Source organism: Kitasatospora sp. NPDC038210 (assembly GCF_055600605.1).
In genome coordinates this window covers 283,598-309,002 of sequence record NZ_JBVJYK010000001.1, presented here as the reverse complement: position 1 = coordinate 309,002, position 25,405 = coordinate 283,598, and the positions used below count along the sequence as shown (strand labels likewise).

At 74.6% G+C, this 25,405-nt stretch carries 23 protein-coding genes; 13 read left to right on the top strand and 10 right to left on the bottom strand.

Features of this window, described 5'->3' with window-relative positions:
- The first annotated feature begins 194 nt into the window (after nucleotides 1-194).
- Both ACZ7KX_RS01305 and ACZ7KX_RS01300 read left to right on the top strand, forming a co-directional pair.
- Nucleotides 195-995, top strand: coding sequence for an AfsR/SARP family transcriptional regulator (locus ACZ7KX_RS01305; RefSeq protein ID WP_350521973.1), 801 nt, complete (start codon nucleotides 195-197; stop codon nucleotides 993-995).
- Between the two features lies 1 nt (nucleotide 996).
- A complete protein-coding gene (locus ACZ7KX_RS01300) occupies nucleotides 997-2,061 on the top strand; it encodes an SDR family NAD(P)-dependent oxidoreductase (RefSeq protein ID WP_470324673.1) in 1,065 nt (354 codons plus the stop codon).
- Here ACZ7KX_RS01300 and ACZ7KX_RS01295 read toward each other — a convergent pair.
- The gene (locus ACZ7KX_RS01295; protein WP_470324672.1) at nucleotides 2,006-2,467 is read right to left on the bottom strand and encodes a DUF6059 family protein; all 462 of its coding nucleotides are present in this window, start codon (nucleotides 2,465-2,467) and stop codon (nucleotides 2,006-2,008) included. The genes ACZ7KX_RS01300 and ACZ7KX_RS01295 overlap by 56 nt on opposite strands.
- Here ACZ7KX_RS01295 and ACZ7KX_RS01290 point away from each other — a divergent pair.
- The 4 genes from ACZ7KX_RS01290 (at nucleotide 2,466) to ACZ7KX_RS01275 (ending at nucleotide 5,931) form a co-directional block, all read left to right on the top strand.
- Complete coding sequence (locus ACZ7KX_RS01290; protein ID WP_470324671.1) at nucleotides 2,466-2,873, top strand: DUF302 domain-containing protein; 408 nt, start codon at nucleotides 2,466-2,468, stop codon at nucleotides 2,871-2,873. The genes ACZ7KX_RS01295 and ACZ7KX_RS01290 overlap by 2 nt on opposite strands.
- Nucleotides 2,870-3,712, top strand: a complete 843-nt coding sequence (locus tag ACZ7KX_RS01285; protein ID WP_470324670.1) for a universal stress protein — start codon at nucleotides 2,870-2,872, stop codon at nucleotides 3,710-3,712. The genes ACZ7KX_RS01290 and ACZ7KX_RS01285 overlap by 4 nt, the downstream gene beginning before the upstream one ends.
- Nucleotides 3,713-3,926: 214 nt before the next feature.
- Nucleotides 3,927-5,360: a diacylglycerol/lipid kinase family protein gene (locus ACZ7KX_RS01280; RefSeq protein WP_470325089.1), complete on the top strand. Its 1,434-nt coding sequence runs from the start codon at nucleotides 3,927-3,929 to the stop codon at nucleotides 5,358-5,360.
- Nucleotides 5,353-5,931 carry a phosphatase PAP2 family protein gene (locus ACZ7KX_RS01275; RefSeq protein WP_470324669.1) on the top strand — a complete coding sequence of 193 codons (579 nt, stop codon included), beginning with the start codon at nucleotides 5,353-5,355 and terminating at the stop codon, nucleotides 5,929-5,931. The genes ACZ7KX_RS01280 and ACZ7KX_RS01275 overlap by 8 nt, the downstream gene beginning before the upstream one ends.
- Nucleotides 5,932-6,022: 91 nt before the next feature.
- Here the strand turns inward: ACZ7KX_RS01275 and ACZ7KX_RS01270 are convergent, their stop codons facing one another.
- Nucleotides 6,023-8,173, bottom strand: coding sequence for a HelD family protein (locus tag ACZ7KX_RS01270; protein WP_470324668.1), 2,151 nt, complete (start codon nucleotides 8,171-8,173; stop codon nucleotides 6,023-6,025).
- A 157-nt stretch (nucleotides 8,174-8,330) separates the two neighbouring features.
- Nucleotides 8,331-9,950 carry an ADP-ribosyltransferase domain-containing protein gene (locus tag ACZ7KX_RS01265; RefSeq protein ID WP_470324667.1) on the bottom strand — a complete coding sequence of 540 codons (1,620 nt, stop codon included), beginning with the start codon at nucleotides 9,948-9,950 and terminating at the stop codon, nucleotides 8,331-8,333.
- A 288-nt stretch (nucleotides 9,951-10,238) separates the two neighbouring features.
- On the opposite strand from ACZ7KX_RS01265, the gene ACZ7KX_RS01260 reads away from it, so the two are divergent.
- The 3 genes from ACZ7KX_RS01260 (at nucleotide 10,239) to ACZ7KX_RS01250 (ending at nucleotide 12,678) form a co-directional block, all read left to right on the top strand.
- Complete coding sequence (locus ACZ7KX_RS01260) at nucleotides 10,239-10,925, top strand: macro domain-containing protein (protein ID WP_470324666.1); 687 nt, start codon at nucleotides 10,239-10,241, stop codon at nucleotides 10,923-10,925.
- A gap of 243 nt (nucleotides 10,926-11,168) precedes the next feature.
- Complete coding sequence (locus ACZ7KX_RS01255; protein WP_350521982.1) at nucleotides 11,169-11,765, top strand: DUF1349 domain-containing protein; 597 nt, start codon at nucleotides 11,169-11,171, stop codon at nucleotides 11,763-11,765.
- A 43-nt stretch (nucleotides 11,766-11,808) separates the two neighbouring features.
- Nucleotides 11,809-12,678, top strand: coding sequence for an N-acetylglucosamine kinase (locus tag ACZ7KX_RS01250; RefSeq protein WP_470324665.1), 870 nt, complete (start codon nucleotides 11,809-11,811; stop codon nucleotides 12,676-12,678).
- 15 nt (nucleotides 12,679-12,693) lie between these two features.
- Here the strand turns inward: ACZ7KX_RS01250 and ACZ7KX_RS01245 are convergent, their stop codons facing one another.
- Nucleotides 12,694-14,004, bottom strand: coding sequence for an SUKH-4 family immunity protein (locus ACZ7KX_RS01245; protein WP_470324664.1), 1,311 nt, complete (start codon nucleotides 14,002-14,004; stop codon nucleotides 12,694-12,696).
- A 221-nt stretch (nucleotides 14,005-14,225) separates the two neighbouring features.
- Here ACZ7KX_RS01245 and ACZ7KX_RS01240 point away from each other — a divergent pair, with 221 nt between their 5' ends.
- On the top strand, nucleotides 14,226-17,042 hold the full coding sequence (locus tag ACZ7KX_RS01240) for a penicillin acylase family protein (protein ID WP_470324663.1): 2,817 nt from the start codon (nucleotides 14,226-14,228) through the stop codon (nucleotides 17,040-17,042).
- A 56-nt stretch (nucleotides 17,043-17,098) separates the two neighbouring features.
- Nucleotides 17,099-17,710 carry a hypothetical protein gene (locus ACZ7KX_RS01235; RefSeq protein WP_470324662.1) on the top strand — a complete coding sequence of 204 codons (612 nt, stop codon included), beginning with the start codon at nucleotides 17,099-17,101 and terminating at the stop codon, nucleotides 17,708-17,710.
- A 42-nt stretch (nucleotides 17,711-17,752) separates the two neighbouring features.
- Here the strand turns inward: ACZ7KX_RS01235 and ACZ7KX_RS01230 are convergent, their stop codons facing one another.
- Nucleotides 17,753-18,055: a hypothetical protein gene (locus tag ACZ7KX_RS01230; RefSeq protein WP_470324661.1), complete on the bottom strand. Its 303-nt coding sequence runs from the start codon at nucleotides 18,053-18,055 to the stop codon at nucleotides 17,753-17,755.
- A 190-nt stretch (nucleotides 18,056-18,245) separates the two neighbouring features.
- Between ACZ7KX_RS01230 and ACZ7KX_RS01225 the strand changes: the two genes are divergently transcribed.
- Both ACZ7KX_RS01225 and ACZ7KX_RS01220 read left to right on the top strand, forming a co-directional pair.
- Entirely contained in the window at nucleotides 18,246-18,800 is a 555-nt protein-coding gene (locus tag ACZ7KX_RS01225) for a YceI family protein (RefSeq protein ID WP_470324660.1), read from the top strand.
- Nucleotides 18,801-18,927: 127 nt separating this feature from the next.
- The gene (locus ACZ7KX_RS01220; protein WP_470324659.1) at nucleotides 18,928-20,145 is read left to right on the top strand and encodes a threonine synthase; all 1,218 of its coding nucleotides are present in this window, start codon (nucleotides 18,928-18,930) and stop codon (nucleotides 20,143-20,145) included.
- A gap of 55 nt (nucleotides 20,146-20,200) precedes the next feature.
- On the opposite strand, the gene ACZ7KX_RS01215 is transcribed toward ACZ7KX_RS01220, so the two are convergent.
- The 5 genes from ACZ7KX_RS01215 to ACZ7KX_RS01195 form a co-directional block, all read right to left on the bottom strand.
- Complete coding sequence (locus tag ACZ7KX_RS01215; RefSeq protein ID WP_470324658.1) at nucleotides 20,201-21,265, bottom strand: hypothetical protein; 1,065 nt, start codon at nucleotides 21,263-21,265, stop codon at nucleotides 20,201-20,203.
- Entirely contained in the window at nucleotides 21,262-22,104 is an 843-nt protein-coding gene (locus ACZ7KX_RS01210) for an ABC transporter ATP-binding protein (protein ID WP_470324657.1), read from the bottom strand. The genes ACZ7KX_RS01215 and ACZ7KX_RS01210 overlap by 4 nt, the downstream gene beginning before the upstream one ends.
- The gene (locus tag ACZ7KX_RS01205) at nucleotides 22,101-22,517 is read right to left on the bottom strand and encodes a GntR family transcriptional regulator (protein ID WP_470324656.1); all 417 of its coding nucleotides are present in this window, start codon (nucleotides 22,515-22,517) and stop codon (nucleotides 22,101-22,103) included. Before ACZ7KX_RS01205 ends, ACZ7KX_RS01210 begins: the two co-directional genes overlap by 4 nt.
- Before the next feature lie 152 nt (nucleotides 22,518-22,669).
- Nucleotides 22,670-23,725, bottom strand: coding sequence for an MDR family NADP-dependent oxidoreductase (locus tag ACZ7KX_RS01200; RefSeq protein ID WP_470324655.1), 1,056 nt, complete (start codon nucleotides 23,723-23,725; stop codon nucleotides 22,670-22,672).
- Nucleotides 23,722-25,386 carry a phytoene desaturase family protein gene (locus tag ACZ7KX_RS01195; protein WP_470325088.1) on the bottom strand — a complete coding sequence of 555 codons (1,665 nt, stop codon included), beginning with the start codon at nucleotides 25,384-25,386 and terminating at the stop codon, nucleotides 23,722-23,724. The genes ACZ7KX_RS01200 and ACZ7KX_RS01195 overlap by 4 nt, the downstream gene beginning before the upstream one ends.
- Nucleotides 25,387-25,405 lie beyond the last annotated feature (19 nt).

Genomic DNA, 25,405 nt, shown 5'->3' with positions numbered 1-25,405 from the left:
CGACCGCGCCGCGCGCCATCTCTCTTCAGTGACATCGCCGGATACCCCGAAGGTGGGTGTCCGGCGCCCCCTTGGAAGCATTCGCCTTGAGCGTTTCCCGACAACGCTCCTAGGGTCCTGATCGCAGGCCGGCCACCAAAACGGGCCGGCCACCCGCGTTCATGAGGATTCAGCCGACCGGCGAGGAGCTTCCCATGGATTTCAAGGTATTGGGACCACTGGAGGTAAGCCACCTGGGTTGCCCGCGGACGCCCAGCCCCCCGAAGACCCGTCAGCTGCTGGCTCTGCTGCTCCTGCGGGTCAACCAGGTGGTGAGCCTGGACTCGATCATCACCGAGCTGTGGGACGACCGCCCGCCGCGGAGCGCGGTCACCACCGCCCAGACCTACATCTACCAGCTCCGAAAAGCCTTCGCCGCCGAGGTCGGCGAGGAGGCGGCCGGGCACATGATCTCCACCGTCCTCCCCGGCTACGTCCTGCGGATCGACGAACGGCAGCTCGACGCACCCCGGTTCGACCGGCTCGTCGAGGACGCCCGGCTGCTGAACGAGGACGGCGAACCGCTCCGGGCCGCCGGACTCCTGGCGGACGCCCTGGCGATGTGGCGCGGACCGGCCCTGTCCAACGTCAGCTGCGGCCCGGTGCTGGCGAGTTACGCCACCCACCTGGAGGAGCGGCGGATCAGCGCCCTGGAGGCCCGGGTCCGCACCGACATGGAACTCGGGCGCCACCGCCGACTCGTGGCCGAGCTGCAGACCCTGGTGAGCACCTACCCCTTCAACGAGTGGTTCCACACCCAGCTGATCCTGGCGCTGAACCGCTCCGGCCGGCGCGGCGACGCCCTCAACGCCTACCAGCGGGTGCGCCGACTGCTCGGCGAGGAGCTGGGGCTCGACCCGTCGGCGGAGCTCCAACGCGTCCACCAACAGGTGCTTCGGGTGGACGGCCCCGCGGTCCAGCGGATGCCGGTCGGCTCCGGGGCGAGGAGGGGCTGACATGCGGCCCGTCACCCCGTCCGCCGTCCCGCCGAGTACGTCAACCGGACCGCCGGCGCCCGCCCCCACGGCCCTGGACGTGGTCGCCGGCCACGACCTGACCGGCCGCACCGCGGTGGTCACCGGCGGAGGCTCGGGCATCGGCCTGGAGACCGCCCGCGCCCTCGCCCTGGCCGGCGCCCGGGTGGTCATCGGCGCCCGCGACCCGCGGACCGCCGAGACCGTCGCGGCCGGACTGCGGAAGGGCACCGGGAACCCGGCCGTCACCATCGCGGCGCTGGACCTCGGCTCCCTGCGCTCGGTCCGGGAGTTCGCCGACGGCCTGCTGCGCCGGCGCGACCCCGTCCACCTGCTGATCGCCAACGCGGGCGTCATGGGCGTGCCCCCCGGCCGCACCGCCGACGGCTTCGAGACCCACCTCGGCGTCAACCACCTCGGCCACTTCGCGCTGGCCGTCCGGCTGCTGCCCGCGCTGCGCTCGGCCGGGCACGCCCGGGTGGTCGTGGTGGGCTCCAGCGCGCACCACCTCGGCGGACTGGACCTCGACGACCCGCACTTCGCGCACCGCCCGTACGACCCGTACCTCGCCTACGCCCAGTCCAAGACCGCCAACGCCCTGTTCGCCGTCGCCCTCACGGCCCGGCACCGGGACCACGGCGTGCTCGCCAACACCGTCAGCCCCGGCGCCACCCTCACCGGCCTCCAGCGCCACCTCAGCACCGAGACCAAGCGCGCGGTCGGCCTGATCGGCCCGGACGGCACGCCCGACCCGCGCCTGCGCACGGCGGCCCAGGGCGCGGCCACCTCGGTGTGGGCGGCGCTCGCCCCGGAACTCGCGGAGACCGGCGGGGCCTACCTGGAGGACTGCGCCGTCGCCGGCCCGTGGCAGGGGACGGCGCCGGCCCGGGGCTACCTCCCCGCGGCCCTCGACCCGGAGCGCGCCGACCGGCTCTGGGAGCTCTCCGCCGCGCTGGTGGGCGCGGACCGACCCCGCCCCACCCGTACCCCGCTCAACCAGCCGACCGCCGGCCCTCACCCCGACCGGGCGGCTCCGGGAGTGCGCTGAGCTCCCTGAACAACCGCAACTCCACCTCGCTCAGGGGCAGTTCCGGGCACAGTCGCTCGGGGTGCCCCGGGGCGGGACCGCGCAGTTGCCGCGGCTCCGGCACCTCCGCCGGAGCCGCGGCGGCGCGTGCGGCGGCCTCGTACATGTCCGCCCCGCCGAGCACCTGCAATCCCGACCACAGCCATCCCACCGGTGCGGCCAGGGCCCGCAGCACCCACCACAGAGCGATCACGTCCGCCTCCCGTCGGCGTCCCGTCCAGCGCGGGCAGCCAGCGTGCCCGCCCCGCCTCAAGCCCGCCTGGAGGCACCGGCGCCCTCCGGACCGGCCGTCGTCGGGCGCCCGGCCCGGAAGGCGCCGGGCCGGGCCGCCGCCGATACTGGGGCCGCGACCCCCGGGAGGAACCATGGAATACGGGATCGGCGTACGGCTCGACCGGCCGTTCGCGCAGACGGTGGAGGCGGTCACCGCCGCCCTCAAGGCGCAGGGCTTCGGCATCCTGACCACGATCGACGTCCGGGCGACCCTGCGCGAGAAGATCGACGCCGAGATCGAGGACTACCTGATCCTCGGCGCCTGCAACCCCGCCCTCGCCCACCGCGCGCTCGGGGCCGACCGCCGCATCGGGCTGCTGCTGCCCTGCAACGTCGTCGTCCGCGCCGACGGCGGCGCCACCGTGGTGGAGGCCGTCGACCCGCAGACGCTGGTCGCGCTGGCCGGCCCCGACGGCGGGCTCGGCGAGGTCGCGGACGAGGCGGCCCGGCGGCTGGGCGCAGCGCTCGACACCCTGCGCGGCTCCCGGAGCGGGCCGTGACCGGGCCCGTCGTCGCCGGCTTCGACGGCTCACCCGAGAGCGTCGCCGCCACCGCCTGGGCCGCCCGGGAGGCGCAGCGCCGGGACTGCCCGCTGCGGCTCCTCCAGGCCCGGCCCCGGCCGAAGCGGAACGCGGCCGACGACGAGCGGGAGCGCGGGCACGCCGTGGAACGACTCGGCTCCCGCGAGGCCGAGTTGCGCGCCCTCGTCGAGGTCCCGGTCAGCTCCGCACTCGTCCCCGAGGCCCCGGCCGACGCACTGGAGGACGCCTCCCGCGACGCCGCCCTGCTCGTGCTGGGCTCCCGCGGCCTGGGCGCCGTACGCGGCTTCCTGGTCGGCTCGGTGAGCCACGAGGTCCTGCGCCGGGCCGGCTGCCCGGTGGTCCTGGTCCGCCCCGGCGAGGACGAGCCGGCGGGCCCGGTCCTGGTCGGCCTCGACCTGGTCCACCCGATGGAGGAGGTGCTCGCCTTCGCCTTCGACGCGGCCGTCCGGTACTCGGCCCCGCTGCGCGTGGTGCACGTCTGGTCGCCGCCGGTCGGCAGCGAGTACATGGCCTTCGAGGCGATCGGCGGCCTGGAGACCGAGCTCTCCTCCGTCGAGCGGACCCGCTTCACCGAGCTGCTGGAGCCCTGGCGGGCGCGCTACCCCGAGCTGGACGTGACGACGGACCTGATCCGCGGCAGTGCCGCCGTCGCCCTCGTGGACGCCGCCGGATCCGCCCGGCTGCTCGTCGTCGGACGGCGCGTGCGGCGCACCCTGCTCGGCGCCCACCTCGGCCCGGTCGCCCACGCGGCGATCCACCACGCCCGCTGCCCGGTCGCCCTCGTCCGGCACGCCTGACCGCGCCCCTGACGGCGCTGACCGCGGTCGGGGGCCCGGAGTCCAGGAGCCGGGGCCGGAACCACCGGCCCGGCCCTCCGCTCCGTGCGGTGCGGCCGGCCCGGGCTCACCCGGACAGCCCGGCCGGGATGCCCCCCGGGGTGGGAGTGCGCAGGCTGCTGGCACGGACCGGGCTCGTGTGGGCACACCCGGGGCACGGCTCAGGGAGGACGACATCGACGGGACGCGGCAGGTGGGCCCCGACGGGGACGTGACCGCACGGGTGCTCGCGCGGTGCGCGCTGCTGGCCGCGGTCGGTGCCGTCGTCGTGCTGCTGATCGCACTGGGCGAGGGCAGTCTGGCCGTGGTGGCGATCGGCTTCCTGGTGCTGGTCGTCTGGGCGGCCGGGGCCTGGTGGTTCCTCGCGCACCGCGGCGCCCTGCGGCTGGTCGGGGGGCTGCTCACCGTCGCCGCGCCGGTCGGCCTCGTGGTGCTGTTCGCCTACCACGACCTGTGGCCGACGGCGCTGGTGCTGTTCCTCTGCTGGGGCGCGGCGCTGGCCCTCGCCCGGGCGGCACTGCGCCGCGTGCGCCCGAGCGGGGCGAACCCGGCGGTCCCCGCCACCCGGCCGGTGCATCCGGTACTGATCATGAACCCGAAGTCCGGGGGCGGGAAGGTCGGCCGCTTCGGCCTGGTCGAGCGGGCCGAAGAGCTCGGCGCCCGGGTGGTCCTGCTCGACCCCGCCGTGCACGCCGACGTCGCCGCACTCGCCCGCGAGGCGGTGGCCGGCGGCGCCGACCTGCTCGGCGTCGCGGGCGGCGACGGCACCCAGGCCCTGGTCGCGGCCGTCGCCGCCGAGCACGGGCTGCCGTTCCTGGTGGTCTCCGCGGGCACCCGCAACCACTTCGCGATGGACCTCGGCCTCGACCGCGCCGATCCGTCCCGCTGCCTGGACGCGCTGACCGCCGGCGAGGAGCTGCGGATCGACCTCGGCGAGGTCGCGGGCCGGCCCTTCGTCAACACGGTCTCCTTCGGGGTGTACGCGGACGTCGTGCAGCGCCCCGAGTACCGCGACGCCAAGGCGGGCACGGCCCTGAACCTGCTGCCGGACCTCCTGGTCGGCGAGGGGGTGCGGCGCGTCGACGCCCGGATCGAGGGCGGCAGCGTCGCGGCCCTCTCCGCCCAGCAGGCGCTGCTGATCAGCAACAACCCGTACGGCTCCCCCGACGACCTCGAAAGCGGCGGCCGACGCGCCCGCCTGGACAGCGGCCTGCTCGGCGTCACGGGCATCAGGGTCGAGGGCGCGGCACAGGCCGCGGAACTGGCCGTCCGGGGCGCGCAGGCCACCGGACTGACGGTGCTGACCGCGCGCCGGGTCGAGGTGACGTCCGAGGAGACCGAGATCCCGGTGGCCGTCGACGGCGAGGCGCTGCGGCTGCCCACGCCGGTGGTGTGCACGCTGCGCCCGGGCGCGCTGCGGGTGCTGGTGCCGCGTGACCGCCCCGGCGTCGCGCCCACCCGGCAGCGGGTGGACTGGCGGCAGCTGGCCACGCTCGCGTTCAGCCGGGGCACGCCGGATTCCGGGCGGGCCCCGGACGAACGGGACGGACGGGGACCGGACGACCGGGACGGCGACGGACGAAACGGCGGGGGGCGGTCCCGTGCCTGACCGGAACGTCTCCGCGGCGGCCGTCCTCGCCGACCTGCGCGCGATCGACGGCGCCCTGTACGCGGCCGTGGCCGCCACCCCCACCCCGGCCCTGGACTCCGCCCTGCGGCGGCTGTCCCGGACGGCCGACCACTCGAAGATCTCACTGACCGTCGCCACCGGCCTCGCCCTCCTGCCCGGCCGTCCCCGGCAGGCGGCCGCGGTCGGGGTCGGCGCCGTCGCCCTGGCCTCGGCGGCGTCGAACCTGCTCGGCAAGCGGCTGGTCCGCCGCCGACGGCCCGACCGGGAGGAGGCCCGGGTGGACGTGGCCCGGCACGTGCCGATGCCGAAGTCGGCCTCCTTCCCGTCCGGCCACACGGCGTCGGCGACGGCCTTCGCCACCGCCGTCGGCGTGGTGCTGCCCCCGGCGGCGGTGCCGCTCGGGGCGCTGGCGGTCGCCGTCGGCTACTCCCGCGTCCACACCGGCGTGCACTACCCGGGCGACGTCGCGGCCGGCGCCGTCCTCGGCTTCGCGGCCGCGGCCGCGGCCCTGGCCGTCGGGCACGTGCCGCTACGGCTCGCCGGGGACTGAGCGGCCCACCCGGGCACCGGCCCCGAACGGACGCGCGGCCCGTCCGCGCCCACCCCGACCGCCGTCCCGGCTGCCCCGGGGCGGCGCCCGGTCACCCGGCCAGCGGTGCGGGCAGCGGCCGGGAGTGCAGGATGTCCAGCCGGGAGACCGCCCTGGTCACCACGACGTACAGCCGGTGCAGGCCGCGCGGTTCGGCCTCGACGATGGCGGCCGGTTCCAGGACCACCACGTGGTCGTACTCCAGTCCCTTGACCAGCGAGGCGGGCAGCACCGTCACCCGGGCCGTGGTGCCGACCTGCTCGGCCGAGGCCGTCGGGATGCCGGCCGCCCTGAGCGCCGTGTCGGCCTCCGCCACCGCGCCGTCCGCCGCGATCACCGCGATCGAGCCCTCCCGCTCCAGCGCGGCCCGTACGGCGGCGACCGCCGCACCGCCCAGCCCGGCCGCACCGCCCGTTCCGCCTGTTCCGCCCGTTCCTGCTTCACCCCCGTCGCCCGACCCGTCGACCCGGCGCACCGTCAGCTCGCCGTCCCGCCGCAGCGACACCGCCTGCGGCACGTCCACGTCCAGCGCACCGAGCACCCGGTTGGCCAGCGCCATCACGTCGGCCGGGACGCGGAAGCCGGTGGTCAGCGGCACCACCGCGGCCTCCGGCTTGCCGAGGTGGGAGAGCTGCTCGGGCCAGCTGCGGGCGGCCCACGGGGCGGTCGCCTGGGCGAGGTCGCCGAGGACGGTGAGGGAGCCGAAGGCGCTGCGGCGGGCGATCGCCCGGCACTGCATCGGGGAGAGGTCCTGGGCCTCGTCCACCACGACGTGACCGAAGCCGGCCGGGCGCTCGATCAGGCCCGCCACCTCGTCCAGGAGCATCAGGTCGTGCTCGGACCACTTCGCGCTCTTCGCCGAGCGGGGCGGCCTGCGCCACAGGACCGCCGCCTGCTCCCCGGCGTCGAGCACCCCGTCGGCGGCCTCGGCCAGCACGGCGGGGTCGCTCAGCAGCGCGGCGACCACGGCCTCCGGCCGCAGGGCGGGCCAGGCCGCCTCCAGGAACGCCGCGACCGGCTTGCAGCGGCCGACCTTCCGCTGCCACCCGCCGGACATCACGCCCGCCCGGCGCTCCGCCTGGTCCTGCAGCATCGCCACCACCCGGGTGCGGACGCTCTCCCGGCCGATCGCGTACGGCGGCTCCTGCTCGCGCAGCTCGGCGACCATCCGGTCCAGCCGCTCCGGCGCCACCCGCCACCGGTACGAGCCGTCCGGGACGACCAGCTGCTCCGCGCCCGACGTGCGGATCCGCGCGTACAGCGCCCGGCGCAGCACCGTCGCCATCCGTGCGTCCTGCTTGACGGCAGCGGCCCGCTCGTCGTCCACGGCCGCGACCGGCCGGTCGGCGACCAGGTCCTCGACGGTGCACTGGCCGACGTCGATCTCGCCGAGTGCGGGCAGCACCTCGGCGATGTAGCGCAGGAAGGTGCGGTTGGGGCCGATCACCAGCAGGCCGCTGCGCCGGATCCGCTGGGGGAAGCTGTAGAGGAGGTACGCGGCGCGGTGCAGGCCGACGGCGGTCTTGCCGCTGCCGGGCGCGCCCTGCACGCAGACGGACCCGCTCAGCCCGCCCCGCACCAGCTCGTCCTGCTCGGGCTGGATGGTGGCGACGATGTCGCGCATCGGGCCGGTGCGGGGCCGCTCGATCTCGGCGGCGAGGATGCCGCCCGGGCCGTTGCCCGCCGTGCTCCGGCCGGCTCCGTCGAGGCGCTCGTCCTCCAGGCCGGTGAGCTCGTCGGGGCGGCCCAGGCTCCACGGCGCCCAGCCGAACCGTCGGCGCTGCGCCAGCCCGAGCGGGGTGTGGGCGCTCGCCTGGTAGAACGCCCGGGAGACCGGGGCCCGCCAGTCGACCACCAGCGGTGGCACGGTCGGGTCCTCGGAGATCCGCCGACGGCCCACGTAGTAGCGCTGGCGCCGGTGGTCCCCCGCCTCCGGGGTGTCGGCGAAGTCGAGGCGGCCGAAGAACGACGGGCTCTCCGGCAGCTCCCTCATCCGCTTGGCCCGCGTCCGCAGGTACCGGCCGAGCGCCTCCGCGCTGGCGCCGTCGCCGGAGACGTCCTCCCCGGCGACGACCTGGTGGCTGGCGTCCTCGACCTGTCGGGCCGTCGCCGCCCGGCAGACCTCGACGTAGGCCCGTTCCCGCCGCAGCTCGCCGTCGAGGTGCCGGGCTTCCGGCGCCGTCCGCTGGACTTCCGAGGTCATCGTTTCGCGTCCCTTCCCGTCCCGAGCCGACGGGCTCACGGCTCGCTCGGGATCCAGCATAACTGAACTCAGTAAAGTTACTGACTCGGTTACGCAATCTGGGGACGAGGACGGGCGCGAGGGCGCAGAAGCGGGCGGGGCGGGGCCCCGGACCGGCTCAGGACACCAGGGGCGCCTCCGCCAGCTCCGTCAGCGTCACGGTGCACAGCCCGCCGCGCTCGGTGCGGACGTCCGTGACCTCCAGCTGCGTACCCGGCAGCAGGATGAACTCCTCCTCGCCGGTGAAGGCCGAGAAGTTCTGGATGCCCGTGGCCCGGGCCGGACGCACCTCGAAGAGCGTCCGCTTGCCGCGGCTGCCGAGGAAGGCCTGCGCCACACCGAGCTTGGACGTGCAGGAGGACACGCCCCACCACGTCACCGTCTTGCCCAGCGGGTACTGCCGGCGCAGGTCCAGCGAGACCCCGCGCCAGAGCGGCTCGGTGCGGACGGGCAGCCGCGACACCGCCGCGAACAGCAGCCGCAGGTACGGGAGGTAGGGCACCAGCCGGCTGCGGTCGGGCGAGCGCAGGACGGCGTTGATCTCCCGGTAGAACGCGGACTCGCAGGTGTACAGGTACAGTGCGGCGATCTCGTCGGCCGACGGGCCGTTGCCCGCGTCGTCCGCCCGCCGCTTGCCGAACTCGTGCGACAGCTCGACGTGCCGGTCCAGGCCGCGCAGCACCTCGGCGACCGGGGCCGCGGCCTCCTGGAAGCCCATCAGCGGGGTGTCGAACACACCGGTGATGGCGGGCAGGACGAGGCCCTCGTCCTTCACGCTCGCGAGGCGGTCCAGGTAGAGCTGGTGCAGCTCCATCGTGGAGGCGATGAAGGCGCCCATCCGCTCGGCGACCGCGCCGTCCGCCCCGCCGCCGTCGGCCGACTGCGCGTTCCAGCCGGTGCTGGGCAGCCAGTCCACCGGCTCGGCGCCGAGCGCGGCGAGGGCGTCGTTCACCGTCGCGAAGTGCTCGCCGTCGCAGAAGATGTCGCCCTGCGCAGCCGGGTTGGCGTGGTCCAGGTGCCGGACCTCGACCTCGGGGTACTTCTTCTGCAGCCGCAGCACGACGTTCTTCAGGTTGCGCGCGTGCGCGCCCCACCACGCGAAGACCACGTAGCGGTCCTCCTCCGGGCCCTGCTGCTTCGCCCGGAGGATCTCCTCGACGATCCGCTCGGCGACCGGCCGCCAGAACCCGGTGTGCTGGTCCGGCCCCATCGCGCCGTCGCTGCTGGCGGTCAGCGCCGCGTTCAGCAGCAGCACGCCCTGGGTGAGCATCGCCTGGAACCACTCCGGCGGCTGGACGGTCTCCCGCTCCTTCAGCAGCGCCCGTACGTCGGCGATCGGCGTCTTCTTGGCGATGCCGTACTTCCACATCGCCGCCGCCTTGATGATGCACCGGATGCTCACCACCCGGCCGAACTTGCTGTCCTTCCAGTCGTGGAAGGTGTTGTCGAACATCGCGATGCCGGTGGCGCTCTCCGGCCGCGGGTACGGGTTCTGCCCGAAGACCACGACCTTCCACTTGTGCGGCGCGTGCGGCTTGAGCGCCTGGAAGGTCAGCTCGCGGACGGGCACGACGTCCGGGCCGCGGCCGGGGCCGATGAACGAGGCCGCGCCGGGCTGGGCCTCGATGACCGGCTTCAGCAGCGGGAGCCACGGCTCACCGCCGCCCGTGAACAGCTCCGCGAGGGCGAGCGGGTCGTTCGGGTCGGGCTGGGTGGCGGGGGTGTCGGCAGCGCTCATGGTGGTGCCCCAAGACTGTGAGGCGGCCCGGACGGTCGGGGCCGCACGAATGGCAGGCGAAAGGGATGTGACGGCCAGTCTGTTTCCCTGGCGGACACCACAGTCCTACCAGCGGGCACCGACAGTCCGGGCGCCGGACGACGGCGGTCCGGGCCGGCGGCCGCCCGCGGCCCGGCCTGCCGGACCGCGGGCCCCGGCCACGGCCGGCGGGCACGACGGACTGTCAGTGCCGCGGGCTAGCTTCATGGACGTCAGCAGGAACCACCCCCGACCGACAGGAGCCCCCGCATGACCACGGACCGCGCACAGTCGCCGCTCAAGGTGGTGTTGACCGACCTCAACGCGACGGTGGTCGAGTCGTGGCGGTCGGCCTTCGCCGACACCCCCGGCGTGGAGATCCGCAACGCCTCGATCCTGGCCACCGACGTCGACGCCTGGGTCAGCCCCACCAACTCCCGCGGCCGGATGGACGGCGGGACGGACGCCGCGATCAAGCGCCACCTGGGCGCCGGCATCCAGCTGCGGGTGCAGCGGGCGATCCGCGCGCGGCACGCCGGCTCGCTCCCGGTCGGCAGCGCGGTGTGCGTGCCGTCCGGGGCCGTCAGCCCGCGCTTCCTGATCTCGGCCCCGACGATGCAGACCTCCTCGCAGAACGTGAGCGAGACGCTGAACGTGGCACTGGCCTGCGCCGCCGCCTTCCAGGCGGTCCACCGGCAGAACCGGCTGGAGCCGGGTTCCATCCGCTCGGTCGCGCTGGTCGGCATGGGTGCCCAGACCGGGCGGGTGCCGGCCCGGGTCTGCGCCAACCTGATGTGGACGGGCTACACCCTCTTCAACGACCACCACTTCGAGGACGACGACGACCTGCGCGCCACCGTCCTCGCCCAGCTGGACGACATCGAGCGGGCACCCGTCACCGAGCGGGTCCGCATCACGCCGCCCGCGCGCCGCAGCACCCCGGGGCGCAGGGCCTGAGGAGGCGCTGACGATCCTTCATCCGAGTCGCGCTGACGATCCGTCAATCAGCGCCGACCGCGGCCGCCCGCCCGGCCGGGGTTCCCAAGCGTAAGGAGGACGCCCCGATCCCTCCCGTGTTGTTGCCCTGACAAACCTCCCCAAGCCCACCCGGGCGGGTGTTGAATGGCCCTTTCTGAAAGCCCTTGCAGCCACCTGCAGCCCCTGCAGGCGTCGGCTGGCAGACCGGAAGGAAGGCCTCCCATGCACCCGCCCCGCGACATCGCCTGGCACGAAGGCAGCTGGCTCAACCAGCCCGAGCGGGCGCGGGCCGACGGCACCGACCTCCTGGTCACCGCCCGCGGCCGCAGCGACTTCTGGCGCACCACCGGCTACGGCTTCGTCCGCGACGACGGGCACGCGCTGCTCACCGGCTTCCCGCCGGGCAGCGCGACCGAGGTCACCTTCGTCGCCGACTTCGGCGCCCTCTACGACCAGGCCGGCCTGCTGGTCCGGGTCGACCCGCAGACCTGGATCAAGGCCGGGGTGGAGATGAGCGACGGCCTCCCGCACCTGGGCGCGGTCGTCACCCGCGGCGTCTCGGACTGGTCGCTCGCCCCCGTGCCCGAGTGGCACGGCAGAGAGGTGACCGTCAGAGCCAGCCGCAGCGGGGACGCCGTGACGGTCCGCGCCCGCTGCGACGACGGCCCCTGGCGCCTGGTCCGACTGGCCCCGCTCCCGCCGGCGGCACCCGCGGCGGCCGGGCCGTTCTGCGCCTCACCCGAGCGGGACGGCCTGCAGGTCCGGTTCACCCGCTTCGCCCAGGGCCCGGCGGACGTGACGCTGCACCTGGCAGACTGACGGCTGATCGACCCAGGGAACGCCCACCCACCGGAGCCGCCCCGTGACCACCCTCCGCCTCGGCGTCGACGCGGGCGGCAGCCGCACCCGCGCCGTCCTCCTCGACACCTCCGGCACGCCGCTCGGCCGGGGCGAGAGCGGCGGCGCCAACCCCGCCGGGCAGGCCCGGGCCGGCGCCGTCGACCAGCTGGCCGCCGCGGTGTCGGCCGCGCTCGGGCCGCGCGACCGGGCCCGGGTCGCGGCCTGCCTGGTCGGCCTCGCCGGGTACCGGGCGCTGCCCGACCCGGACGGCTTCGCCGGGCTGGTCCGCACCGCGCTCGGCCTCCGCTGCCCCGTCCGGCTCGTCCCGGACACCGTCCCCGCCCTGGCCTGCGGCGGCGTCGCCGACGGCCGGGGCACCGTGCTGATCGCCGGGACGGGCGCGATCTGCGTCCGCCTCGACGGCACGCGCACGCTCGCCCGCAGCGGCGGACTCGGCTGGCTGCTCGGCGACGAGGGCGGCGGCTTCTGGCTCGGCCGGGAGGCGCTCCGGCACGCCCACGCCGACCCGGACGGCCCGCTCGGCACCGCCGTGCGCGCCCACTGCGCCGCCGACTCCCCCGACCGGCTGCTGCGCTGGGCCTACGACGGCCCGCCGCGCCGGCTCGCCGAACTCGCCCCGCTGGTCTCCCGGCTGGCCGACGCGGGCGACTCCGCCGCCCTCGCCATCGCCCGCGCCGCGGCCGACCACCTGGCCGCGCTGGTCCGGGCGACCGCCGTGCCCAGCGAACCGCTCGTCCTGACCGGCTCGGTGGCCACCGCACCGGGCCCGATCCGGCAGCACCTGCTCCACGGCCTCGCCGACCTCGCCCCGCTGCTGCCGGTCACGGACGCGGCCACCGCCGCCGCCCTCCTCGCCCGGCCGGTCACCTGATCCGCCCGCCCGCCGTTACTCCAACAGGCCCCCCATGTGGCCGTCGTCGACCCGGATCGGCCAGAAGTGCGTGTCGGACGCGAAGGCCTCCGGGTCCAGCCTGCGCAGGGCCTCCTCCGCCGCGGCGTCCAGCAGCTCGCTCGGGTGGAAGACCTCCCAGGGCACCGGCGCGTACCGACCGCCCCAGCGGCGCCGGTCGGCGCGCAGGCGCTCGTACGTCCAGACCACGTAGAGCAGGGCCGAGACGTCCCGGTGGAGGTACGCGGCGGGCTCGCCGTCGTCGAACCAGGCCGGGAGTTCGACCCGGCCGGTGGCACCGTCCAGCGCGACGGTGAACTCGTACGGCCAGTCGGCGAGGGCCAGGAACTCGCCCTGGTGGTCGCGGCGGTGCTCCGCGCCGTACTCGGGGTCATCGGGGTCGTAGAGGTCCGGGAAGATCTCCGCCATCGTGTACAGCGGCCCCACCGCGTCGATCCGGAACACCCCCCGGTCGGAGACCGGCAGGCCGATCCCGGTGAGCAGCCGCCGCGTGGGGGCGTGGGCGAGCGCCGCGGGCAGGTCCGACTCCTCGAAGCACTGGACGGTGCCGTCGGTGAGCGCCGCGAGCTCCTCGACCAGGGACGCGTCGACCGCGTACCGCAGGCCGCCGGCCTCGCCGGGCAGTGCCCCCCAGGCGAGCGCCCGGACCCGCATGGCCGTCTCCCAGTGCGCCGGCCGGCCGTCGGTCCGCCGGAACAGCTCCGGATCGGCCGCGCGCATCCGCTCCAGGGAGATCCTGGCGGCCTCGGCGACCGCCGCCGGGCCGCGCGGCTCCTCCTCCTCGCCTTCCTCGGGCTCGTACGGCTCGTCGGCACCCGCCGTGACGGCCTCGACCTCGATCATCAGCGCGACCAGCGGTTCCAGGCCGCTGGCGAGCAAGTCCCGCTTCAGGGCACCGGAGTCGTCCCGGCAGGCCAGGTACACCTCGCCGGTGGCCCCGTCGAGCAGCACATCGGCGAGGGCGTCGCCGAACGCGTCGCGGTACGTCGTCTCGCCGAGCACGACCAGAGCCTCGGCACCGTCCTCCCGGAGCCCCTCGTACCACGTCGCGGCCGTCGCCATGGGCTCGTGCCACGACGCGGTCAGGTCCAGGTGGGCGAAGCAGCGGGGCAGGCCCCCGGCAGCCAGCCGCTCCCGGCTCGGCCCGTGGGTGAGCCCGGCGGGCAGCTCCCGGGGCCCGAAGCCCTCCGGCACCGGGACCCCCGTCGCCGCGCCGACGTCCTCCGCCGCCCCGACGTCCTGCGCCGCCACCGCATCCGGCTCCACCCCGACCTGCTCCGCGCTCATGCCCACTCGCCCCCTCCCCCGCCGTTCCGACGGACGATCTTGCCTCGACGCGACCGACCCTAGCCGACACCGCCGACAACCGGCCCGAACGCACCGGCCGCCCCGGCCCGGGAGGCGTCAACTCCGGGGCGTGCCAAAGGAAATGGCATGCACGCCACTAGCCAACCGGCCAGTAGCGCCCCTACCGTCGACCTCCCGTGGCTTCGACGGAGGAGTCCGCCTTGCGCCTACGCCCCCACCCCCTCCGACACCCCTTCCGATCCCAGGCGGCCGCCGCCCTCGCGTCGGCCCTGCTCGTCACCGCCGCCCTGACCGCCGTCCCCACCGCGGCCGCCGCCCCCACCGCGCCGGGCGCCGCCGCCGGCGACTACTGCGGCGGCCACTGCGCCGACATCCTGCCGCCCGGCGAGAACGGCAACGCCACCCTCGCCGACATCCTGCTCAACCGGATGTTCGGAACCCGCCCCGCCCACACCGACGACCAGCTCGGCCCCTACGCCGCGCTCGCCTCCGGCTACCCCGGCCTCACCGAGGCCAAGCTCCGCGACTTCTTCGACGACGCCTCCTTCGGCGTCCCCGCCGACCAGGTCGCGAGCACCACCAGCCCCCGCCCGGACGTCACCATCGTGCGCGACAAGGCCACCGGCGTCCCGCACATCACCGGCACCACCCGCTACGGCACCGAGTTCGGCGCGGGCTACGCCGCCGGCCAGGACCGGCTGTGGGTGATGGACCTCTTCCGGCACGTCGGCCGCGGCCAGCTGTCCGGCTTCGCCGGCGGCGCCGCCGCCAACCGCCAGCTGGAGCAGAGCTTCTGGCAGGCCGCGCCGTACACCGAGGCCGAACTGCAGCAGCAGATCGACGCCATCGCCGCCCGCGGCGGCCGGGCCACCCAGGCCCTCGCCGACGCCAACGCCTACCTCGACGGCATCAACCAGTACGCCGAGGAGTCCTACAACGCCCGCACCTTCCCCGGTGAGTACGACCTGACGGGGCACATCGACCCGATCACCAACGCCGGGTCGATCGAGCCGTTCAAACTGACCGACCTGGTCGCCCTCGCCTCCGTGGTCGGCGCCCTGTTCGGCTCCGGCGGAGGCAACGAACTCGCCTCCGCCCAGGTCAAGTCGGCCGCCGAGGCCCGCTACGGCAAGGACGCCGGGGACGCGCTCTGGAAGTCGCTGCGCGAGTCCGACGACCCCGAGGCCGTCCAGACCCTGCACGACGGGCAGAGCTTCCCGTACGCGAGCGTCCCCGACCGGCCGCAGGGCGAGGCACTGCCCGACCCCGGCTCGGTGGTGCCCGAGCGGATGGTCTACGACGCCACCGGCTCCGCGAACACCGCCGCCACGAAGGCGGACGGCGTCCTGCCCGGCAACCTGCTCACCGCCAAGCACGGCATGTCCAACGCCCTGCTGGTCTCCGGCGCGCACACCGACGACGGCCACCCCGTCGCCGTGTTCGGCCCGCAGACCGGCTACTTCGCCCCGCAGCTGCTGATGCTGGAGGAGATCCAGGGCCCGGGGATCAGCGCGCGCGGCGCCGCCTTCGCCGGCCTGAGCTTCTACGTGCAGCTCGGCCGGGGCCAGGACTACGCCTGGAGCGCCACCTCGGCCGGCCAGGACATCACCGACAGCTACGCCGTCCCGCTCTGCACCACCGACGGCTCGCCGGTCACCACCGCCGCGAACTCCTACCTCTGGCACGGCCAGTGCGTGCCCCTCGACCGGCTGGAACGCAAGAACGCCTGGAACCCGACCACCGCGGACTCCACCGCGTCCGGCTCCTACACCCTGGTGATGTACCGCTCGAAGTACGGCCTGGTCACCGCGCGCGGCACGGTCGGCGGCGCACCCGTCGCCTTCACCTCGCTGCGCTCCACCTACCGCCACGAGGCCGACTCCATCATCGGCTTCCAGGAGCTCAACGACCCCGGCGCGGTGCACGACGCGGCGAGCTTCCAGCGGGCCGCGCAGGACATCGACTACACCTTCAACTGGTTCTACGCCGACTCCCGCGACATCGCGTACTACAACTCCGGCAGCAACCCGGTGCGCGCCCCGGGCGTCGACGCCGGACTGCCCGTCCGCGCCGAGCCCGCGTACGAGTGGGCGGACTTCGACCCCGCCGCCAACACCACCCGGTACACCCCGGCGGCCGAGCACCCGCAGTCCGTCGACCAGGACTACTACGTCTCCTGGAACAACAAGCAGGCGAACGGCTACACCTCGGCCGGCTTCGGCAACGGTTCGGTGCACCGCGGCAACCTGCTCGACGACCGGGTCAAGGCGCTGCTGCAGGGCGGCGGCAAGGTCAGCCGGGTCTCCCTCACCCAGGCCATGGAGAGCGCCGCGCTCGCCGACCTGCGGGCCGAGGACGTGCTGCCCGACCTGATCCGGGTGCTGCGCAGCGCACCGGTCACCGACCCGGCCACCCTCACCGCCCTGCAGCAACTGGAGGCCTGGCTCGCCGACGGCGCCCAGCGGAAGGAGACCTCGCCCGGGAGCCACACCTACGCGGACGCCACCGCGATCCGGGTGATGGACGCCTGGTGGCCGCTGGTCGCCGAGGGCGTCATGCGGCCCGGCCTCGGCGACCAGCTGTTCGGCGCGCTGACCGGCGCCCTGCAGATCAACGAGTCGCCGTCGGGCGGGCAGACCGGCCCCGCCGGCGGCCCGGTGAGCGCCAACGAGGGCATCCCGCACAAGGGTTCGTCCTTCCAGTACGGCTGGTGGAGCTACCTCGACAAGGACCTGCGCGCCGTCCTCGGCGACCAGGTCAAGGGCCCGCTCGCCCGCCCGTTCTGCGGCGGCGGCGACCTCGGCGCCTGCCGGGGCGTCCTGCTCGACACCCTCAAGCGCGCCGCCGCCCAGACCCCGGCCCAGGTCTACCCCGGCGACCCGGACTGCTCGGCCGGAGACCAGTGGTGCGCCGACACCGTCATCCAGCGCCCGCTGGGCGGCGTGACGGACGCCAGGACCACCTGGCAGAACCGCCCGACCTACCAGCAGGTGGTGCAGTTCCCCGCCCACCGCTGAGCCGCCGGACGGCAGCCCCCGCCGGACTGTCGGCGGGGGCTGCCATCATGACCGGCATGAACATCGAAACGTTGTTGCACCGGCTGGCCGAGGAATTCACCGACGAAGACATGGGTGACCGCCCGCAGGAGTTCCACCGCATCGCGGACCTGACGGTCACCTCGTCGCTCGTCTTCAGCAGCCCCGACGCGTCGGAGTGGTCCGCCTGCGACGAGATTCCGGCCGGCAGCCACCCCGTGCACGTCGGGGCACGGCGGTGGCAGGACCCGGAGAGCGGGAAGGAGTCGGCGAACGTCACCATGGTGCTCATACCCTTCGCCGACCCCGAGGTCATCGCGGAGGCCGAGTTCGAGGACGCCATCGAGGACTACCAGCCGATGGGGCCCGACCTCGGCTTCCTCTGGGACTCCACCGCGATGGACGCCCTGCGGTTCGACGGCCCGCGCCCGGACGCCTTCCCGGACCTCGACGCTTTGGTGGCGCACGTCGAGTCCGGGCTCGCCACCCCCGGCGAGGACGGCCGCCTGCCCGTCTGGGTCGACATCACGGTGGACGAGCGCACCGGCGCCAACGTCCTGGCCCTCCCGGTCAGCGCCGAGTCGGCCGGCTGCTTCGAGGGCCGTGACGCGGACGGCCGCCTGGTCGCCCTCCTGCTCACCGCCTCGTGACCTCCGGACGGCCGCCGGCGCCCCACGGGGCCCCGGCGGCCGTCACTTCGCCCGCCTGGCGGCGACCTCCGCGTCACCCCTCAGGTTGTTCGCCTCGCGGCTCAGCCGCCTGCGCGCGTCCATGTACGTCGGCCGGGTGTCGATGGTGGTCAGCCGACCGGCGGTCGCATCGACCAACTCTCCCAAAGTGTCCACCAGTTCGGCGATCGCACCCAGCAGCGCCGCCTCCTCCGCGGCCGGCACCGGCTCCCGCCCGCTCTCCCGGGCCTTCGGCAGCGCGTCCTCCCGGATCTTCGTCCTCGCCGCCCGAACCGCCTCGACCATCGCCCCGATCCCGCTGTCCATCCCAGCCTCCTGTCCGCATTCCGCTTCCGGTGTCCCGCGCGTCCCGCGTGTCCCGGGATTCCTTCCCTCCCACGCCCCGCTTAGGCCCAACCGGACGGGCGACGCCCGAGAACTACCCCTAGCGTGGTCCGGGGACCGCCCGACCAGGCCCGGGCGGGGTCCGACACCCGCACCAGGAGGCACACCGACCATGACCGCCACCCTCTCCGACCTCACCGGCGACTACGTCCTCGACCCCGCCCACACCCGGATCGGCTTCGTCGCCCGGCACGCCATGGTGACCAAGGTCCGCGGCGCGTTCCAACGGTTCGAGGGCACCGCCCACCTCGACGGCGCGGACCCGACCCGCTCGACCGCCCAGCTGGTGATCAAGACCGAGAGCATCGACACCGGCGTCGAGCAGCGCGACCAGCACCTGCGCACCAACGACTTCCTGGACGCGCCGAACTTCCCGGACATCACCTTCCGCACCACCAGGGTCGAGCAGAAGTCCGACACCGACTACCGGGTCACCGGGGACCTCACCATCAAGGACGTCACCAAGGCGGTCACCGTCGACTTCGAGTACACCGGCAACGCCGTCGACCCGTACGGCAACCTGCGGGTGGGCCTGGAGGGCTCACTGACCATCAGCCGCAAGGAGTTCGGCGTCACCTGGAACGCGGCGCTGGAGGGCGGCGGCGTCCTGGTCGGCGACAAGGTGGTCCTGGAGTTCGACATCTCCGCGGTCCGCCAGGACCAGTGACCGCCGCGGGAGCCCGGCGGCTCCGCCGGGAGCCCGCCGGCCCCGGGGCGCCAGCCCCGCAGACCCCCGGGGCGGGAGCCCGGCTAACCGCCGGACCGGACGCCCACCGCCCGGTTAGTCTCCTGACATGGCAACAACAGACTCCCTCGCGACCGGCCAGCGCTCCCTCGGCGACCCCGACCTCGACTACCCGCTCTGGCCCCCGCTCACCGCGGGCTGCCCGGGCACCGGCACCGAGGACGTCTCCTACCCCGTCGAGGTCGACTACGCCTACGACAAGGCCGACCCGGCGAGCCTGTTCGCCCCCGCCGCGACCCGCGGCGGCCTGGAACGGTGGGCCCCGCTGCTGCCGCCGCTGCTCGCGCCGGGCCTGGGCGAGGGCGCCACGCCGCTGGTCGAGATCGAGCCCGGGGTGTACGTCAAGGACGAGTCGCGCAACCCCACCTGGAGCCACAAGGACCGGCTGAACCGCTGCACCGCCAGCGCCGCCGTGGGCGTCGGCGCGCCCGGCATCGCGGTCGCCTCCTCCGGCAACCACGGCGCCTCGGCCGCGGCCTACGCCGCCCGCGCCGGGCTGCGCTGCGTCGTCTTCACCGGCCCCGACGTCCCGCCGAACGTCGACGCCTTCCTCAACGCGTACGGCGCGGTGGTGCTCCCGGTGCCGTGGGAGGCGCGCTGGCCGCTGCTGCGCCAGGTGGTCGACCGGCTCGGCCTGCACCCGGTCAGCAACCTGACCACCACCCACACCGGGCACGCGTACGGCCCCGAGGGCTACAAGACCGTCGCGTACGAGATCTTCCAGGACGTCGGCCTGCCCAGCGCGGTGTTCGTGCCCACCGGGTACGGCGAGTTGCTCTTCGGCGTCTGGAAGGGCTTCGCCGAGCTGCGCCGCCTGGGCCTGACCGACCGGGTGCCGCGCATCCACTCCTGCGAGGCGGCGGCCTCCGGGCCGCTGGCCCGGGCCGTCGAGCAGGGACTCCCTGCCGCCAAGGTGACGGTCGGTCCGAGCAACGCCTACTCGATCGCCTCCCCGGTGAGCGGCTACCGCGGGGTGGTCGCGGTCCGGGAGAGCGGCGGCCGGGCGCTGACCCTGGACGACGGCCGCCTCGCCGACGCCCAGCGCGAGCTGGCCCGCGCCGGCCTGTGGACCGAGCTGTCCGCCGCGGCCGGCCTGGCCGGGCTGCGCAGCCTCGGCGAGCCGGACCTGTCGGACGGACCGGTGGTGTGCGTGTCGACCTCCACCGGCTTCAAGGACCTGGGCGTCGGCAGCCGCCGGACCGATCCCGTCACCCCGGAGTGGGACGCCGTCCTCCGCCGCCTGCGGGCCGCCGGAATCACCGGCTAGGAGCCTCACCGCCGGAATCACCGGCCAGGGGCCCCGCCCCCGGGCCCGCGCCCCGCTACACCGTGGTGCGGGCCCGGCGGACCAGCCACCAGGTCACCGCCAGGGACACCAGGAACAGCCCCAGGTTCAGCCCGTTCTCGATCAGGTGGAAGGTGCCCAGCCGGCTCGCCGGCTGCAGGCTCTGCTGGATCCCGGTGAGCCCGTGCTCCTTCAGGCAGGCGGTGAACGCCGCGGTCCGCCCGTCCGGGACGGCGCCGCACCACTGCCCCATCACCTCGTCGTACGGGTGGAGGGCCCCGGCCGCGTCGACGAAGGGCGCCTTGCCCCCGTCCAGCAGCAGTTCGTTGGCCACCGGCGCGAACGGGTCGACGCCCTGGCCGTGCTCCGCCCCCAGCCGGATCGTCCGGGTCACCGGGTCCATCAGGTGCGGCCGCAGCTGCTCCATCAGCATCGTCCGCGCGCCGAAGGCGCCGAGCACTGCCACGAACGCGGGCAGCAGCCTGCGCAGCCCCGCCCCCACCGCGACGCCGAACATCCCCCAGCCGAGGGCGAGCGTCAACGGCAGCCAGCCGCCCGCCTGGTAGAGCGTCCCCTCGAACAGGCTCCGCCGGTCGGCGAGGTGGACGAGCCCGGCGACGTGCAGGCACTCGGCGGACAGCGCGGCGGCCAGCCCGCCGACGACGGTGCCGAGCACGGCCAGCTTGCCGAACAGCCACTGCCGGGGACTGACGTCCTGGGACCAGGCGAGCAGCAGGGTGCGCTGCTCGTACTCCCGGGCCAGCAGTGGCACCCCGATGAACATGCCGAACATCGCGGGCAGCAGGACCACGAGGCTCAGCTGGTAGCCGGCGATGTCGGCGGCGTGCCGGATCCGGGCGAGCCGGTCGTCCGCGACGGCCTTGGCGCAGTCCGGCCCGTGGCACAGATCGAGCGCGCTCTGCAGGTCGGCGGCGTTGACGGCCATCCAGACCAGGAGGGCGAGGGTGGTGACGGTGGCGCCGATCAGCTGCCAGCGGTGCTGGCGCCAGCCGAGCCAGAGGATGCCGCGCCACAGGTGTCCCCGGGCGGCGGGCGCGGTCCGGGTGGCGGCGGGTGGCGGGGTGACGGCCGGGGCGCTCACCGTCCGCTCTCCCCGAGCGAGGTCTTCAGGTAGCCGAGCACGAGGTCCTCCAGGGTGACGGGGTGGCCGGTCCAGCCGGGGGCGCCGAGCGGGGTCGCCGCGCCGAGCAGGGTGCGCACCACGAAGGTGGACTGCCGGGCGGTGTGGTTCTCGTGGACGACCTGTCCCTCGACGGGCGGCCGTTCGGCTCGCGGGCCGGTCAGCCGCACGTGCTGGGCAAGGAGGTCCTCGACCTCGCCGTCCAGGATGTTCCGGCCGTACGAGAGGAGGAGTAAGTGGTCTCCCACGCCCGCGAGTTCGGCGACGACATGGGTGGACAGCAGCATCGTCATCCCGGTCTCGGCGACCTCGGCGAGCAGTTCGCCGGTGACGGCCTTGCGGGCGACCGGGTCGAGGTTGGCCAGCGGTTCGTCCAGCAGGAGCAGCGACGGGCAGGCGCCGAGCGCGACGGCCAGCGCGACCTGGGCCTGCTGCCCGCCGGAGAGCTTGTCGCAGCGCCGGTCCAGCGGGACGTCGAACCGGGCCAGCCAGGCGAGCGCGCGGGCCTGGTCCCAGACGTGGTTGGTGTGCCGGCCGAAGTTCAGCATGTCGGTGACGCTGAAGTCGCGGTAGAGCGGCTTGTCCTGGGAGAGCAGCACCACCCGGCCGTCCGCCCGGTACTCCCCGGCGGTGGGCTTGAGCATGCCGCCGACGATGCCCAGCAGGGTGGACTTGCCCGCGCCGTTCGCGCCGACCAGCGCGACCACCCCGCCGGCCGGGAGCGAGAAGCTGCAGTCGTCCAGGGCGGTGACGCCGCGGTAGCGCTTCGTCAGTCCGCGCGCCTCCAGGACCGCGGTCACGCCCCCACTCCCTGGCGCGTGTCGCGCTCGGCGGCGGCCGGCTCCTCGGCGAGCACGGCGGTCACCAGGGCCTTGACGTCCTCGTCCTCCAGCCCGGCCTCGCGGGCCTCGGTGACCCAGCGGGCGAGCCCGGTGCGCAGCCGTGCCATGTCGTGCGGCTCGACGGCGCCGAGCGAGCCGGTGACGAAGGTGCCGGAGCCCTGCCGGGCCTCGACGAGGCCGCCGTGCTCCAGCTCGCGGTAGGCCTTGAGCACGGTGTTGGCGTTGACCGTGCACGAGACGACGACGTCACGGACGGCCGGGAGGCGGTCGCCGGGCTTCAGCAGCCCCAGCCTGAGCGCCTCCCGCACCTGCTGCACGAGTTGCGCGTAGGCCGGGAGGCTGTCCGCCCGGTCCACATGGAATTCGATCACGGGGCATCTCCTCGGTCGTTGAGGCCTGCCCGTGAATTGTTATGGTTCAGTAGAACACTAGTCAACCACTACACCGAAACACTGCTTCGAGACTTCGAGAGACTGCGCCGAAACACTGCAGCGAACACTGCCCGGAGCGCCGGGGCCGCCGCTCAGAGCTCCACCAGCACCTTCCCCCGGCTCGCCGAGCGGTCCACGTAGAGGCTGCGGTACGCGGCGGGAATGCTCTCGAAGCCCCGGTGCACGGTCTGCTGGTAGCGCAACTCCCCGCCGCGGACCAGCGCGCCGAAGTCCCGCCGCAGCGCCGCCCAGTTCTCCTCGGTGAACCACTCCAGGGAGAAGATGCCGCGGATCGTCGTGCGCGGGTACATGATCATCGGCAGCAGCCGGGGCCCCGCCCAGTCGCCGCCGACCTGGCTCCCCCACTGCCAGCAGACCGCCACCCGGCTCTCCACCGCGAGCATGCCGAAGACCACGTCGGTCAACACCCCGCCGAGGCTGTCGAAGTAGCGGTCGACACCGTCCGGGGCCAGCTCGGCGAGCTCCTTCGCCAGCCGTTCGGGCGCGTCGCCGTCGCGGTACAGCACCACCCCGTCGAAGCCCAGCTCCCACAGCCGCTCGGCCTTCTCCGGCGTCGCCGTGGTGCCGATCACCCGCGCGCCCCGGTGCCTGGCCAGCTGCCCGACCAGCGAACCGACGGCCCCGGAGGCCCCGCTGACCAGCACGGTCGATCCGGGGCGCACGTCCAGGAACTTCTCCACCGTCCCCCAGGCCGTCATGCCCGGCCCGCCCAGGACGCCCAGCGCGGTGGACAGCGGCAGCACCTCGTCGTAGTCCCCGGGGTCCAGCCGGCGGAAGGCCGGGAAGACCATCGGGAAGGTGCCGGTCTGCCAGAGCCTCGGCGCACCGTTGCTGACCACGTGGCTGCGCCAGCCGCCGAAGCCCTGCACCAGGTCACCGACCGCGAACCGCGCGGCCGGCCCGGCCTCCAGCACCTCCATGATCGAGTCGGCGCCCATGTGGTCGCCGATCGGGGTGTCCAGCGCGATGCCCTGCAGGTACGGGTCGACCGAGACGTAACGGGTGCGCAGCAGCATCTCGTCCTCGGCGAGCCGGACGTCCACGTCCTCCACGACCCTGCGGTACATCCGCTCGATGTCCGGCACGCCCTCCACGTGCTCCCGGACGGTCCACTTCTCGATCCTCACGAGGTGACTCCAAACTGGCGCTCGACGGGTCCGACCGGGTCGATGAGCAGGGTGGGCGGCGGCGCGCTGTCGTCCACCTCGGCGGTGAACGGCCGGCCGTCGTCCCGGCAGATGAACTGGACGACGTGCCGCCCGGCCGCCGCCGCCCGGATCAGGCCGCCGGTGGTCGCCCACACGCCGGAGAGGTAGAAGTTCTCCAGGCCCGGCAGCCCCGGCCCGTTGCGCTTGATCTCCTCCTCCAGGGTCTCGCCGCTCTCCACGAAGGGCTGCCAGCCCAGCACCGTGCCGTCGTAGTTGCCGGTGTAGCGGACCTGGGTGAGCGGGGTGGAGACGTCCCGCACGGCCACCGCGTCCCGGAGCCCCGGGTGGTGGCCGTCCAGGAAGTCGATCACCGCGTCCCGGACCCGGCGCTTCTCCCGCTGGTACTCCCGGCCCCGGCCGACCGGCAGGGTGTGCAGTTCCTCGCCGCGCCGCAGCCGGGGCGTCTGCTCCGGGCCGGTGCTCAGCGCCCGCCAGGGGGCGATGTCACAGAAGTAGCTGGCGTAGACCACGGTGGTCCCGGCCGGGGACAGCTCCGGGTAGTGGCGGCTGCGGAACTGGACGTTGATGCTGGGGTGCCGGATCCCGGTGAGGCGGGCGGCGACGTCGTCCTCCAGCAGGAAGGTGGTGCACGGGTCGCCGGCCGGGAAGGGGCGCCGCAGGCCGAGGAAGACGGTCAGGTAGCCGGGGAAGACCATGCCGGGCTCGGTGATGGTCCGGGTGTACAGCCGGCGGTAGGTGTCGTTCAGGTAGCGGCCCTTGAGCAGGTCCAGCACGGTCGTCCGGCCGTCGCAGGCCGCCACCACGATGTCCGCCCGCACCTCCCGGCCGTCGCTCAGCCGCACCCCGACCGCCCGGTCCCGCTCGACCAGGATCTCGGTCACCTTGGCGTTGTACGTGATCTCGCCGCCGAGCCGCCGGTAGCGCTGCTCGACCGAGTGCGCCAGGCCGAGCGAGCCGCCCTCCGGCACCCCGGCCGACTGCCCCGCGTGCGAGGCGAGTTGGAAGTACGTCGGCAGCACCGGGAAGTTGGGGTGCTTCTCGTACAGGATGAAGTTGAACGCCTCGCGCAGCAGCGGGCTCCGGAACCGCGCCGAGTAGTCGCTCATCAGCACCGTGATCGAGCGCCGGATCACGTTGAAGTACGGCAGGAAGGAGGCGAGCATCCGCCACCGCTCGCGCCGTCCCATCAGTCCGACGGGCTTGAGGAAGGGGTAACGGGCCAGCGCCAGGCGGAACTTGCGCAGCCCCGCGCAGAACTGCCTGATCTGCCGGGCGTCTTCGGGCGCCAGCTCCAGCAGGTGGGCCTCCAGCCGGTCCGGGTCGGAGTAGAAGTAGACCGCCCGGCCGTCCCGGGCGCGCACCACGTTGAACACGTCGAAGTTGCGCATCCGCTTGCCCTGCAGGGCGCCGAGCTCCAGCCAGATCCGGTGCATCTCGTTGCCCGGCCCGCTGCCCAGCAGCCAGCTGACGCAGCAGTCGAAGGTGAACTCGCCGCGCTCCCAGCCGGTGCAGCAGCCGCCGGGGATCTCGTGCATCTCCAGGATCCGGGTGCGGTAGCCGTTCATCTGCGCGTAGCAGCCGGTGGACAGGCCGCCGAGCCCGCCGCCGATGATGACCATGGTCCGCCTGTCGGCCGTC